General features: G+C 72.4%; 12 protein-coding genes. 5 read left to right on the forward strand and 7 right to left on the reverse strand.

Annotation, left to right across the window (positions count from 1 at the left end; translation table 11 throughout):
* Positions 1 to 194 precede the first annotated feature (194 nt).
* Together ACICHK_RS33765 and xylB are read right to left on the reverse strand one after the other, a co-directional pair.
* Complete coding sequence (locus tag ACICHK_RS33765; protein ID WP_406839869.1) at positions 195 to 1,403, reverse strand: ROK family protein; 1,209 nt, start codon at positions 1,401 to 1,403, stop codon at positions 195 to 197.
* Positions 1,404 to 1,541: 138 nt separating this feature from the next.
* Entirely contained in the window at positions 1,542 to 2,987 is a 1,446-nt protein-coding gene (xylB, locus tag ACICHK_RS33770) for a xylulokinase (protein WP_406839870.1), read from the reverse strand.
* Positions 2,988 to 3,185: 198 nt separating this feature from the next.
* On the opposite strand from xylB, the gene xylA reads away from it, so the two are divergent.
* Both xylA and ACICHK_RS33780 read left to right on the forward strand, forming a co-directional pair.
* Positions 3,186 to 4,352, forward strand: coding sequence for a xylose isomerase (gene xylA, locus ACICHK_RS33775; RefSeq protein WP_406839871.1), 1,167 nt, complete (start codon positions 3,186 to 3,188; stop codon positions 4,350 to 4,352).
* Positions 4,353 to 4,942: 590 nt separating this feature from the next.
* On the forward strand, positions 4,943 to 5,536 hold the full coding sequence (locus ACICHK_RS33780) for a hypothetical protein (protein WP_406839872.1): 594 nt from the start codon (positions 4,943 to 4,945) through the stop codon (positions 5,534 to 5,536).
* A gap of 64 nt (positions 5,537 to 5,600) precedes the next feature.
* Here the strand turns inward: ACICHK_RS33780 and ACICHK_RS33785 are convergent, their stop codons facing one another.
* Positions 5,601 to 6,944, reverse strand: coding sequence for an esterase-like activity of phytase family protein (locus ACICHK_RS33785; protein ID WP_406839873.1), 1,344 nt, complete (start codon positions 6,942 to 6,944; stop codon positions 5,601 to 5,603).
* Positions 6,945 to 7,366: 422 nt separating this feature from the next.
* On the opposite strand from ACICHK_RS33785, the gene ACICHK_RS33790 reads away from it, so the two are divergent.
* Positions 7,367 to 7,549, forward strand: a complete 183-nt coding sequence (locus ACICHK_RS33790; protein ID WP_151473737.1) for a hypothetical protein — start codon at positions 7,367 to 7,369, stop codon at positions 7,547 to 7,549.
* Positions 7,550 to 7,673: 124 nt separating this feature from the next.
* Here ACICHK_RS33790 and ACICHK_RS33795 read toward each other — a convergent pair whose 3' ends face one another.
* The 3 genes from ACICHK_RS33795 to ACICHK_RS33805 all read right to left on the reverse strand — a co-directional run bounded on the left by ACICHK_RS33795 (position 7,674) and on the right by ACICHK_RS33805 (position 9,634).
* Complete coding sequence (locus tag ACICHK_RS33795) at positions 7,674 to 8,540, reverse strand: hypothetical protein (protein WP_151473736.1); 867 nt, start codon at positions 8,538 to 8,540, stop codon at positions 7,674 to 7,676.
* A gap of 133 nt (positions 8,541 to 8,673) precedes the next feature.
* Positions 8,674 to 8,991: a hypothetical protein gene (locus tag ACICHK_RS33800; RefSeq protein WP_151473735.1), complete on the reverse strand. Its 318-nt coding sequence runs from the start codon at positions 8,989 to 8,991 to the stop codon at positions 8,674 to 8,676.
* A gap of 109 nt (positions 8,992 to 9,100) precedes the next feature.
* Positions 9,101 to 9,634 carry a PadR family transcriptional regulator gene (locus ACICHK_RS33805; protein WP_151473734.1) on the reverse strand — a complete coding sequence of 178 codons (534 nt, stop codon included), beginning with the start codon at positions 9,632 to 9,634 and terminating at the stop codon, positions 9,101 to 9,103.
* Positions 9,635 to 9,743: 109 nt separating this feature from the next.
* On the opposite strand from ACICHK_RS33805, the gene ACICHK_RS33810 reads away from it, so the two are divergent.
* On the forward strand, positions 9,744 to 10,502 hold the full coding sequence (locus ACICHK_RS33810) for an alpha/beta fold hydrolase (protein ID WP_406839874.1): 759 nt from the start codon (positions 9,744 to 9,746) through the stop codon (positions 10,500 to 10,502).
* A 27-nt stretch (positions 10,503 to 10,529) separates the two neighbouring features.
* Here the strand turns inward: ACICHK_RS33810 and ACICHK_RS33815 are convergent, their stop codons facing one another.
* A complete protein-coding gene (locus tag ACICHK_RS33815; protein ID WP_406839875.1) occupies positions 10,530 to 11,129 on the reverse strand; it encodes a class I SAM-dependent methyltransferase in 600 nt (199 codons plus the stop codon).
* 152 nt (positions 11,130 to 11,281) lie between these two features.
* Here ACICHK_RS33815 and ACICHK_RS33820 point away from each other — a divergent pair, with 152 nt between their 5' ends.
* On the forward strand, positions 11,282 to 12,055 hold the full coding sequence (locus tag ACICHK_RS33820; protein ID WP_406839876.1) for an MHYT domain-containing protein: 774 nt from the start codon (positions 11,282 to 11,284) through the stop codon (positions 12,053 to 12,055).
* The last annotated feature ends 26 nt before the right edge of the window (positions 12,056 to 12,081 follow it).

Genomic DNA, 12,081 nt, shown 5'->3' on the forward strand with positions numbered 1-12,081 from the left:
GCCGCCGGCAGGACGGCTGCGCCTCGCGTGAATCACGGTACGGCGCTTGCCGGTTGGGCAGGAAGAGCCAGACGCGAGTCCGTGGACGGCCCGCGGAATGTGGACAACCCGATCACCCGCACGGGGGAACGTCCTGCGGGTGACGGCGGGTTTTCCGAAGGACTGCTTCGCCCACCGTGCCCCGTGCGTCGCGCCTACGACCGTCCGGCCACCGCCGCCGGGTCGTCGAGCACCCCGCGTACCACCGAATGCGCCGCACCCAGCAGCGGGCCCTCGGATCCCAGGCGGGAAACGGACACGGGGCAGGCGGGACCCGCCGTGCGCCGCGCCAACTCGCCCTCCAGCGAAGGGAGCAGCCAGGGCGCGAGCCCGGCGAGGGCCCCGCCCAGCACGACCGTCTCCGGGTCCAGCAGGTTGACCGCCCCGGTCAGGGCGATGCCGAGCGCGGTTCCGGCGTCACGCAGGGCACGGCGTACGTCCGGGTCACCGTCGGCGGCGCGCCGGGACAGCAGCCCGACCCGGTCCTCACCCGGTTCGAGCCCGGCGGCGCGCAGAACCGCCTCCTCGCCCGCGTACTGTTCGAGGCACCCCCGTCCGCCGCACGGGCACTCCGGTCCCTCCGGGCGCACCGGGACATGCCCCAACTCGCCCGCGAAACCACGGGTCCCGCGCAGCAGCCGCCCGTCCACGAGCACCGCGGCACCGATGCCGATCTCCGCGGACACGTGCAGGAAGTCACGAGGTGCCGCGTCCCCGAGCCAGAGTTCCGCGAGCCCGCCGAAGTTGGCTTCGTTGTCCACGGTCAGGGGCCACTCGGCGGGCAGCAGTTCGCCGAGGTCGGTGTCGTGCCAGTCGAGGTTCGGGGCCTGGACCACGGTCCGGGCGTCCCGTGCCACGAGTCCGGGGACGGCGACGGCGAGGCCGGCGGGCCACAGGCCTTCCCGGTCGGCCTCGGCGACGACCTGGCGCACCAGCGCCGTCAGTTCCTGGATCACGGGCCCGGCCGGCCGGCCGCGGTTCGTGCCGTGGCGCACGGCGCGGGCCCGCACGGCGCCCCGGAGGTCGACCGCGCACACCGCGAGATGGTCGACGCCCACCTCCGCGCCGATCCCGGCGGGACCGTGCCCGCTGACGGTGAGCGCCGAGCCGGGCCGCCCCACCCTGCCCGGCCGCTCGGGCCCCAGCTCTTCGAGGAGCCCCGTGCGGATCAGCTCGTCGACCAGGGTGGACACGGCCGCCCGCGTCAGACCGATGCGGGAGGCGACGGCGGCACGCGACAACGGCCCCTCGTCGCTGACGGTGTGCATGACCCGGGAGAGGTTGCGGCGGCGCATGCCCTGCTGGGTGTCGGGCAGTCGCCGGCCGGAGCCGGCCGGGTGGGCCTCGTGCAGCGGTGCGGTCATGCTTCCGTCGATCCTCGTCCGGCCGGTCCCGTCGGCCTGTCTCGGTGCCCGCCCCACCGGCCGGCCCCGGCCGGTGCCGCCCGCACGGGACGTCACTCGTGAGAGCCGGTCACGCCGGGGCGGCACGGTCGGTCCTGATCAGTTCCTGTTCGGCTCCCGCTCGAACAGCGGAGCCGCGTCGGAGAGTACCCCGGTGATCCGCGCGAGCGTCTCCTCGTCCCGTTCCACGGCGTCGAGCACCGGCCCGCGGGCGGTGCCCCAGCGCCGGGCGACCGCGGCCGGGTCCTCACCCGTCAGCAGGCCCGCCGCCTGGGCGGCGGCGCCGAGTGCGACCAGTTCCCTGGCCTCGGGCACCTGGACGGGCCGGCCCGAGAGCCGGCGCACGGTCTGCTGCCAGGCCTTGCCCCGCGCCCCGCCGCCGATCAGCAGCAACGGCGCCGAACGGTCGGCGTCCGCGTCCAGTACCAAGTCGAGGGCGCCCAGCAGGGAGTGCACGGCACCGTCGTACGCGGCCTGGAGCAACTGCCCGCCCGTCGTGTCGTGCCTGAGCCCGTGCAGCAGTCCCGAGGCGTGCGGCAGGTTCGGTGTCCGTTCCCCGTCCAGATAGGGGAGGAACGTCACTGAGGAGCCGGCCTCGACGGCCTCGCGGTCGAGACCGAGCAGCGCGGCGAACCGGTCGACGGCCAGCGTGCAGTTCAGTGTGCAGGCCAGGGGGAGCCAGCCGCCGTGCGCGTCCGCGAATCCCGCCACCGTGCCGGTCGGGTCGGCCGGACGGTGCGTCGAGACGGCGTACACGGTCCCCGAGGTGCCGAGGCTGACCACCGGGGTGCCGGGGCGCAGCCCGAGGCCGAGCGCGGCGGCCGCGTTGTCCCCGGTTCCGGCCGCCACCAGGGTGCCCCGGGAGAACGGCAGCTCACCCCTGGCGTGCACCGTCCCGGCCACCTCGCCCGGCCGGACGACGCGGGGGAGCAGGGCGGGGTCGAGACCGATGTGGGCGAGCACCTCTTCGTCGTACGCCTCGCTCCCGGAGGCCCACCACCCGGTGCCCGAGGCGTCGCCGCGGTCGGTGGTGCCCTGTCCGGTGAGCCGTTCGGTGAGGTAGTCGTGGGGCAGCCGGACCGCCGCCGTCGCCCGGACGGCGTCCGGCTCGTGCTCGGCGAGCCAGGCCCATTTCGTGGCCGTGAAGGACGCGGCCGGCACACTGCCGGTCCGCTCGGCCCAGGCCTTCGGGCCGCCGAGTTCTTCGACCAGCCGACGGGCCTGCGGCGCCGAGCGCACGTCGTTCCACAACAGGGCGGGTCGTACGGGTTCGCCGTGCGCGTCGAGCGTCACGAGCCCGTGCTGCTGCCCGCCGATCGACACCGCCGCCGCCTCGTGGGCGGCGTCTCCGCACTGGCGCAGGGCTTCGCACAGCGCGTCCCACCACTGACGGGGGTCGCTCTCGCGGCCCGCCCCGGTGGAGACGGTGTGCGGCGCCTGTCCGCTCGCCACCACCTGTCCCGTCGACGCGTCGACGACCAGGGCCTTGGTGGACTGGGTGGACGAGTCCACCCCGACGACGAGCGGACCCTCGGCTGCTGACATCGGGCTCTCCCTCTTCCGCGGCTCCGCGGGATCTGTGCTGGTCACGGGGGTTTTCGGACCGCCACGGTCCGGATCCCGCAGTTCGTCCCTGGATCGATGTGACCAGGTTTCCTACTTCGTCTCTTCCCAGAGATGCGTCCGCATACTAATTTGTAAACCGCCATGACGAAATAGTCGGAGCTAGCAAGGAGCCGCGGCATGAACTACCAGCCCACCCCCGAGGACAGGTTCACCTTCGGCCTGTGGACCGTCGGCTGGCAGGGAAGGGACCCGTTCGGCGACGCCACCCGGCGCGCCCTGGACCCGGTCGAGACCGTCCAGCGACTGGCCGAGCTCGGTGCTTACGGAGTGACCTTCCACGACGACGACCTGATCCCCTTCGGGTCCTCGGACGGTGAGCGCGAGTCGCACGTCAAGCGGTTCAGGCAGACCCTGGACGCCACCGGCCTCAAGGTGCCGATGGCCACCACCAACCTGTTCACGCACCCCGTCTTCAAGGACGGCGCGTTCACCTCGAACGACCGCGACGTGCGTCGCTACGCGCTGCGCAAGACCGTCCGCAACATCGACCTGGCGGTCGAGCTCGGCGCCGAGACGTACGTCGCCTGGGGCGGCCGTGAAGGAGCCGAGTCCGGTGCCGCCAAGGACGTACGTGTCGCTCTCGACCGCATGAAGGAGGCCTTCGACCTCCTCGGTGAGTACGTGACCTCGCAGGGCTACGACCTGAGGTTCGCGATCGAGCCCAAGCCGAACGAGCCCCGCGGCGACATCCTGCTCCCCACCGTCGGCCACGCCCTCGCCTTCATCGAGCGCCTGGAGCGCCCGGAGCTGTACGGCGTCAACCCGGAGGTCGGCCACGAGCAGATGGCCGGACTGAACTTCCCGCACGGCATCGCGCAGGCCCTGTGGGCGGGCAAGCTCTTCCACATCGACCTCAACGGCCAGTCCGGCATCAAGTACGACCAGGACCTGCGCTTTGGCGCGGGCGACCTGCGCGCCGCGTTCTGGCTGGTCGACCTCCTGGAGAGCGCCGGTTACGCGGGTCCGAAGCACTTCGACTTCAAGCCGCCGCGCACCGAGGACTTCGACGGCGTGTGGGCGTCGGCGGCGGGCTGCATGCGCAACTACCTGATCCTGCGCGAGCGCGCGGCGGCGTTCCGCGCCGACCCCGAGGTCCAGGCGGCCCTGCGCGCCTCGCGTCTGCACGAGCTGGCGCAGCCCACCGCGGAGGACGGCCTCGCGGGGCTGCTCGCCGACCGGACCGCCTTCGAGGACTTCGACGTCGAGGCCGCGGCCGCGCGTGGCATGGCCTTCGAGCAGCTGGACCAGCTGGCGATGGACCACCTCCTGGGCGCGCGCGGCTGATCGGACCGCCTTCGAGGGTCCGGACCCGCCTTCCGGCGGGTCCGGCCCGCCCTCCGCGGCGGCCGCTCTTCGCGCGGAAATTCCGGAATCGTGCGATCCACGGCATGAGTCCGTATCAACTTCCGCGCGAGGGTCGCGCGATGACCGGATTCGAGGCGACTCTGGACGGTATGGCCATGCCGCCCGAACCGCCTCAGCATCCACGGTCGCAGAGAGAAACGCACCCTTCCGAGGGCAACGTTCAAGGCCCGCGTCCGAGCGGGTACGGTCCTCCGTCATCCGGGGGATACGGCCCACCGTCGTCGGGTGGCTACGGGCCTCCGTCGTCGGGTGGCTACGGGCCTCCGCCCTCCGGCGGATACGGGCCTCCACCGGATGGGTTCGGCCCTCCCCGGGGAGGCGACGGCTCTTCCTCAGGGGTCTACGGTTCGGCGGAGCAAGGCGGCGGCCGGCCTCCCGGGCAGAGCGGTGGGGGATGGCCGCCGCCTCCGCCGTCCGGACCACCGCCAGGACCATCGCCCGGACCGCCGGGCGGGCCCGGCGGTCGTCCTGGAGGGCGGCGTCACAACAGCCTGCTCCTCGTCATCGCGGTGATCGTCGGTGTCGGCGTGATCGTCGTCGTGGCCATGACGGCCGCGGGCGGCGGCGGCAAGGACAAGAAGTCCCCCACCGAGAGCACCGGGCGGTCGCCGAGCTCCTCGCCGGGTCTCCCGTCCGGATTTCCGTCGCTTCCCTCGAGCCTGCCCACTGTCGTGCCGTCGTTCCCCACGGACCTGCCCACCGGGCTCGTGCCCAGCGACCTGCGGTCCCTCTTCCCGTCCCTCGCGGACGACGAGGTGCCCTACTACATGCTCCGGAAGGGCGATTGTTTCGACACGGACGACGCCGAGCCCGGACAGGCCGCCAAGCGCGAGTGCACCCGGCCGCACGACGCCGAGGTCGTGACGGTCACCGAACTCGACGGCACCTACACGACGGACGCGGCCCTCAAGAAAGCCGCGTCCGCGCTGTGCGCGTCCCCCCTGGAACGGAAGGCGGCCGGCCAGGCCGCGGGCACGGTGCGCGAGACACTCGTGCAGTACCCGGACACCGGGACCTACGGGACCGGCATCGACAAGGTCACGTGCAGCCTGGCCGCGGACATGGGCGAGGGCGGCCACAAGCTCACCGGACCGCTGAAGTGAGCGGCACGCGTGCGTGGCCGCTGTCCGTGTCCACACACGCGTGCCGCTCCGAAGGGTTCCGGGATCAGATACCGCGCGGCAGCCGCACGTAGGTGACGGTCGTCTCGATACCGCTGTCCACGAGCCGTCCCCGCGCGTCGAAGGCGCCGGCCCCGTCGGTCATCCCGAAGTCGTTGTCGTTGATGAGGGCGAGAGTGTCGTGGTCCACGCGCGCGACGCCCTCGATCTTGCCGGGCACCCCCGCGACGGTCCCCAGGTCGACGACCAGACGCTTCGCCAGCACCGGGACACCCGCCGACGCCAGGTCGTCCAGCTGCTCCAGCGAGGGCGACGTGGTGTCGGCGTCCCACGGGCCGCCGAGGATGTCCGCGTCCCGGGTGAGCCGTACCGACTGCAGACGGGCCGCCTTGTCGGTGCGCTCCTCGACAAGCAGCTGGTTCCCGCCGACGGCCACCACGGAGGAGATCTTCAGCTCGGACGTGTCGTCCTCGCTCGGGTCGACCACGTTCACCGGGTCGAACCGGTACGGGTACTCGGCGGTCACGGCGCGCTTCCTGGGAGAGAAGCGCAGCAGCCGCGTGTTCCGCGACGCGTCGCCCGCGTTCCCGTCGGGCAGCGAGAGAGGGCTCTGCAGCGCCATCACCAGGTCACCGTCGGGGAGCTGGGCGAGCCCTTCGAGACCGCGGTTGGTCTTGCGGTGGAGCAGGACGGCGGGCAGCGCCTCGACGACCGGGTAGTCCGTGCCGGTCAGGCCGAGACCCTTGGGGACGTAGCGTGCGAGGACCTTCCCGCGCGCGGAGACGTGGACCAGCGAGGGACTGTACTCGTCGACGAGCCAGAACGAGCCGTCCTTCGCCCGCACGATGCCCTCGGTGTCCAGGCCGTTCGGGTTGTACGCGAGGGGGGTCTGCGCGTCGTAGGAGTACGGTGCCTCGTCGCGCCCCGCCTGGTCGGACAGTCCGGTGACCGGCTTCCCCGACGATGTGGTGATCGGGATCGAGTCGATCACCTTCACGGTGTCACCGCACACCCGGATCTTCACGATCGCCGGATCGAAGCCGGGAACCGGGAACGTACGGCGCTTCTTGCCGTCCACCTTGATCTGGCCGTTGGGCCCCCGGTCGGTGACCGTCCAGAACTCGCCCTTGCGTCCGGCCGGGTAGATGTCGCTGCCGATCCCGCCGAGATCGACACCACGGTCGTCGGCCACCGTGCCGGGCAGCAGCGCGTTGCTGAACGCGCCGAGGGGGATGTCTCCGAGCGTCGCGGTGTGCGTCACCCGCGGCTGCGCGGGTCCGGACGCAGCGTCCGCGGCGCCGGCCGTCACGAAGGCGGCCAGCACGGCGAGCGGCACGCCCAGGGCAACGGATCGGTGGACGTGGCGCTTGCCGTCGACATGCGGGGACATCAGGCCTCCTGGGACACAAGTTCGTTGACAGCGCACAGAGTTGGCCCCGGCGCCTAACGGTTTGCGACGTGCGGGTGAACGCCGCGCGTCGACCAGTCATCGGGTCTTCCCGGCCGTGGCGAGGGCGGTCGGCGGGATGTCGCCGTCGGCTTCGCGGGTCCGGTGGCCCGCGTTGTCCGCGCGTTGTCCGGAGTCGGGCGTGCCTCGAGCGGAGCCCGGAGCCCGGACTCGTCGGTTCCGGCAGCAGGTCCCGTGTTCCGCGTCCCCGGGGCCTGTGTCCGGTGCACGAGGTCGCCGGGGGCTTCTCGGGGTTGACTAGGGGGCGCGCGTCAGGGATGTATCAGGGTCGCGGTCCGGAACCGTGGGTCACGGGGACCCGTTCTCAGGACAGAGAGCGGCAGCAGCCGCGGAGGAGGCGACACATGTCGAAGAACGCGAAGATCGCCGCAGGAGGTGTGGCGGTCGGCCTGATTCTGTTGATCTGGCTGCCCTGGTGGGCCGCCTTCCTGATCGTGCTGGGAGTCCCGGCGGCCGCGTATCTGGCGCTGGACCCCTCGCAGCGGCGCAGGCTGCGCCGTGTCACCCGCAAGGAACTCGGTCGCTGAGGGGCGACCGCCGACGGCGATCCGTCCACGGCCGTCCCTCCGCTCGCCGTGGCCGGTGACCGGAGGGACCGAAGCGGGGACCGGCCGAGGGCCGCGTCACCGGGATTCCGTGTGACGCGGTCGCTCAGCTGGGGCGGACCGCCATCTTGTCCAGGGCCTCCAGGAGGCCGGGCAGCTCCGGTCCGCGGCCGACGGGCAGGACCTCGCCGGGCTCCTCGTCGAGCAGGATGAACGCGATGTCGTCGGTCCTGGCGACGAGTGACCAGCCGGGGCCGTCGGCGCGCAGGGTACGGGCGTCGCCCGTGGCGAAGGACGAGCGGACACGGCCCAGCGGAGGCGGTGCGTCCACGTACGAGCGGGCCTCGGCGAGAACCCGGCGGATGCCGGCACGGTTCACGGCCTTCTCGTCCTCGCCCTCCTTCTCGTCCTGACTCCGGGAGTCCTGGGCGTCGCCAGGAGCGTCCTCGGCACCCTCCGAGGGGGCGAACTCGCCGTCGTCGATCTGCTCGCGCCACACCGCCCACTGGAGCGCGATCTCGTCCGCGCCGAGGCGCCGCTGGGCCGGTCCCCAGGTGGTGGTGTCCGGCGGGCTGAGCGGAGGCCGGTCCGTGAGTTCGGCCGACGGGTCGTGCGGAGCCGGCACCCCGGGGGTCGAGACGGCCACCTCGAGGGGCCAGCCGGGCAGCGCGGCGACGACCGTCCGCTCGTCCGGCGACAGCTCGTGCTCCATCCCGCAGTCCCAGGACGCGATGGCGACGGCGACCAGGGAAACGTCGTCGATGACGACGGTCCAGCGCGCGCCCTGCCCGTCCTGGCCGAGCACCAGCCCGTACCCCTCCGCGAGGGGCGCCAGGCCGAGCGTCGCGCAGGCCTCCGGGTAGTCGTCACCGAGCACGCTGGGGAACTTCGCCGGCGTCAGCAGCACCGCCGTCAGCACGTACAGCGCGTCGTCGTCCCCGGTGGCGACGGCGTCTTCGTCCGTCCCGGCCATTCCAGCCTCCCGATCGCTTCATCTGTCGGCGCACCCTAAGCGACCGGGAGGCACTTGTCACGGGCCCGAAACCCGTGCGGAGCTGCAGCTACCAGGCCGGACGGGGGCGAAACGCCCCCATGGGTCCGACCGGTCAGGCCGCGGGCAGTCCGAGCAGGGTACGGGCGACCGCCTGCGGTGACTCGTCGCGTTCCCGGGCGAGAGCGACAACGGCCCGGCAGGCCAGCTCGTTCACCCCGAACGACAGCGCCTCGGGCGACACCCAGGCGGCTGCCTCGTCGATCTGTTCCTGATCGTCCTCCGCGCACGCGGCCACGTACACCGCGGCCGCCTCGAACAGGTTGTATGTGCGCTTTCTCTCCTTCCGGGCCGTCTCCCGCGAGGGGCTTCCGGGCTGTTCGGCCGTGGTCCTGCGTCCGATCGAACGGAGTCTGCCGAATATGCCGGACATCCGGTCACCATCCCCTCGTGATCGCTGATCGTACGGTTGCTGCTACTCAACGTAGAGATGGAGTCGCGGCGGCAGAAGAGGGGCGGCCCGGTGAAGCGGAACCCCCGTCTCAGTGGCCGGCCGCGTCGAGCGAGTCGAGGGTGGTCCGCAACCAGGTCAGTTCGGCCTGGCTCGTGGCCCGCGCGATGGTGAGGATGCCGCGCCGGAAGGGGTCGTCCAGCTCCTCGGCCCGCAGCGGCCGGTCGCCGTCGTAGAAGAAGCTCGCGGGCTCCTCCAGGAAGGCCAGTCTGCGACGCAGTACGGCGGCCTGTGCCCCGGGATCCCGCAGATGCCGGAGGAAGGCGAGCACCGTGAACCAGCGGTTCTCGTCCGTGATGTCCCGCTGCGACGGCTGCGCGAGCCTGCGGCTCAGTTCGCGCCCGCCCTCCTCCGTGAGCGTCAGGACATGACGAGGGGCGGCCACGGAGCCGGGCTGTGTGGCCCGTTCCAGCAGCCGCGCGTTCTCCAGCCGCTTGATCGCGGGGTACAGCGTGCTCTCCGCCACCGGCTTCACGTGCCCCGTCAGCGCGGTGATGCGCTTGCGCAGCTCGTAGCCGTGCAAAGGGGCGTCGTACAGAAATCCGAGGATGGCCAGTTCCAGCATGTCCACATTCTGTCGCACCACCGCTGTACATCGCTTCATGGATACCTCGGAACCGATGTATTCTCCTGGAGCTGTGAGGAACGAAGGAACGGCGGCAGGGGAGAGCGGTATGCGGCAGACCGAGTTCGACGGCAGGGGAAGCATGATCCGCTGGACGGAGGTGGCGGGCGGTGGACCCGCGCGCGTGTACGTGCACGGTCTGGGGTCGGCCTCGACGGTCTACAACGCCCACATCGCGGCCCGGCCCGAACTGGCGGGCCGGCGCACCCTGTTCGTCGACCTGCCCGGCCACGGCATCAGCGACCGGCCCGCCGGCTTCGGTTACGGCCTGGAGGACCACGCCACGGCCCTGGCGGCAGTCCTGGACGCGGCCCGTGTCGCCGGGGCGGAACTCGTCGCACACAGCATGGGAGGCTCCGTCGCCGTCGTGCTCGCCCACCGCCGTCCCGAACTCGTCTCCCGGCTCGTCCTCGTGGAGGCCAATCTCGATCCGCACCCCACGATCACCGCGGGCAGCAGCGGCATCGCCTCCTACGGGGAGGACGACTACGTCGAGAACGGCGGGCACGCGCGTGTGCTCGAAAAGGTCGGCCACCCCTGGGCCGCGACCATGCGTCTGGCCGATCCACGCGCCCTGCACCGGTCGGCGACGGGACTCGTCCGGGGCACCACCCCGACGATGCGGCAGATGCTCGTCGGGCTGACGATGGAGCGCGTCTACCTCCAGGGCGAGCTCAGTGGCGAACTGTCCGGCTCCGAAGCCCTGGAAGCGGCAGGGGTGCGTGTCGTGACCGTGCCGGGTGCCGGACACAACATCATGTTCGACAACGCCGACGTGTTCGCGGCGGCCGTCGCCGGAACGGCCTGACGGCCGGTCGCCGGATCCGGCCGACGGTCATCCCCGGCGTACGGCCAGCGCGAGGAAGCGGGCGTCCTCGTCCGTGTACGAGGTCATGTCCCAGCCCGAAGCGGCCAGCAGGGGGCCCAGGTTGCGCTCGGCGCGCAGGTCGTCCGGAGTGATCCGCCGGCCCTGCCGGGCCGCGAGCGCAGCCCGGCCGATCGGATGGAAGAGGGCCAGCGTGCCGCCGGGCCGTACCACCCGGGCCAACTCCGCCAGATTCTCGGCCGGGTTCGGCAGGTGCGCGACGAGCCCGGCCGCGAACACCGCGTCCAGCGACTCCGCGCGCAGCGGCAGCGCGGTGACATCGGCCAGCAGCAGCTGTCCTTCGCCGCCCCGTCCGGCCCGGACCGCGGCCTCCAGCATGGCCGGGGTCAGATCGGCCCCGACGACCACGCCGGTGCCGCCGACGGCCGCTCGCAGCGGAGGCAGGGCGCGCCCGGTGCCGCAGCCCGCGTCGAGCACGCGGTCACCCGCGCGCAACCGCATGCGTGCCACGGCGGCCGCGTACGCGGGCCCGTCATCGGGGAAACGGCTGTCCCAGTCGGCGGCGCGCGTGCCGAAGAACTCCTGGACGTGTGTGTGGTCATCGCTCATGAGCCGCATGATCTCTCACCGACACGAAGGACGGCGCGGTGCACACGTTCGAGCCCGACGCGATCGCGCGGGCGCACCTCTTCGTCACTTTGCGGCAGCTTTCGAAACGCGCCCCCGTCGTGCGCCCCGGTGCGCACTAGCATCCCGGGGCCATGGGACATATGGACCACGCCGCCTTCGGCTGGCTGACCCCCGTACTGTCGTACGCGATGGCCTGCACGGGCTCCGCACTGGGGCTGCGCTGCACGGTCCGCGCGCTCGACGCCACCGGACGGTCGCGCCGCAACTGGCTGCTCACGGCGGCCTCCGCGATCGGCACGGGCATCTGGACGATGCACTTCGTCGCGATGCTGGGCTTCGGTGTCACCGGCACGGAGATCCGCTACGACGTGCCCTGGACGATCTTCAGTCTGCTGGTCGCCATGGCCGTCGTCGGCGCGGGTCTCTTCGCCGTCGCCTACGGCCGTGACCGGCGCCGCGCGCTCGTCCTCGGCGGGCTCACCGCCGGGTTCGGCATCGTGAGCATGCACTACCTGGGCATGGCGGCGCTGCGACTGCACGGCCGGGTGCGCTACGACCCGGCACTCGTCGTCCTCTCCGTCGTCATTGGCGTGATCGCGGCGACCGCCGCCCTGTGGGCCGCGCTCTCCATCAGGTCCCCCGCGGCGGTCGCCGTCGCCTCCCTCGTCATGGGCGGCGCGGTGAGCAGCATGCACTACACCGGCATGGCGGCCGTGAGCGTGCGGGTCAGCCCCTCGGGCGATGCGCTGTCCGGCGCCACGGCGATGCAGTTCATCTTCCCCCTCGCCGTCGGTCTCGGGTCCTACCTCTTCCTGACGGCGGCGTTCGTCGCGCTGTCCCCGATGCCCGGCCGAACCGAAGCGTCCGTGCCGGCCCGGCGGCCGGCCGAGGGCGTCGCCCGCTGACGCCCGTCCCGAGCCGCGCGACCCGG

This window comes from Streptomyces sp. AHU1 (assembly GCF_045343905.1).
Classification (GTDB): Bacteria; Actinomycetota; Actinomycetes; order Streptomycetales; family Streptomycetaceae; genus Streptomyces; species Streptomyces triticiradicis.

Bases quoted from the DNA above. Each gene is read 5' to 3' on its own strand.
- ACICHK_RS33795 (WP_151473736.1), bottom strand. From the start codon at position 8,540: ATGGCCGGGACGGACGAAGACGCCGTCGCCACCGGGGACGACGACGCG.
- ACICHK_RS33810 (WP_406839874.1), top strand. From the start codon at position 9,744: ATGCGGCAGACCGAGTTCGACGGCAGGGGAAGCATGATCCGCTGGACG.
- ACICHK_RS33815 (WP_406839875.1), bottom strand. From the start codon at position 11,129: ATGAGCGATGACCACACACACGTCCAGGAGTTCTTCGGCACGCGCGCC.
- xylA (WP_406839871.1), top strand. From the start codon at position 3,186: ATGAACTACCAGCCCACCCCCGAGGACAGGTTCACCTTCGGCCTGTGG.
- ACICHK_RS33805 (WP_151473734.1), bottom strand. From the start codon at position 9,634: ATGCTGGAACTGGCCATCCTCGGATTTCTGTACGACGCCCCTTTGCAC.
- ACICHK_RS33765 (WP_406839869.1), bottom strand. From the start codon at position 1,403: ATGACCGCACCGCTGCACGAGGCCCACCCGGCCGGCTCCGGCCGGCGA.
- ACICHK_RS33820 (WP_406839876.1), top strand. From the start codon at position 11,282: ATGGGACATATGGACCACGCCGCCTTCGGCTGGCTGACCCCCGTACTG.
- ACICHK_RS33785 (WP_406839873.1), bottom strand. From the start codon at position 6,944: ATGTCCCCGCATGTCGACGGCAAGCGCCACGTCCACCGATCCGTTGCC.
- ACICHK_RS33800 (WP_151473735.1), bottom strand. From the start codon at position 8,991: ATGTCCGGCATATTCGGCAGACTCCGTTCGATCGGACGCAGGACCACG.
- xylB (WP_406839870.1), bottom strand. From the start codon at position 2,987: ATGTCAGCAGCCGAGGGTCCGCTCGTCGTCGGGGTGGACTCGTCCACC.
- ACICHK_RS33790 (WP_151473737.1), top strand. From the start codon at position 7,367: ATGTCGAAGAACGCGAAGATCGCCGCAGGAGGTGTGGCGGTCGGCCTG.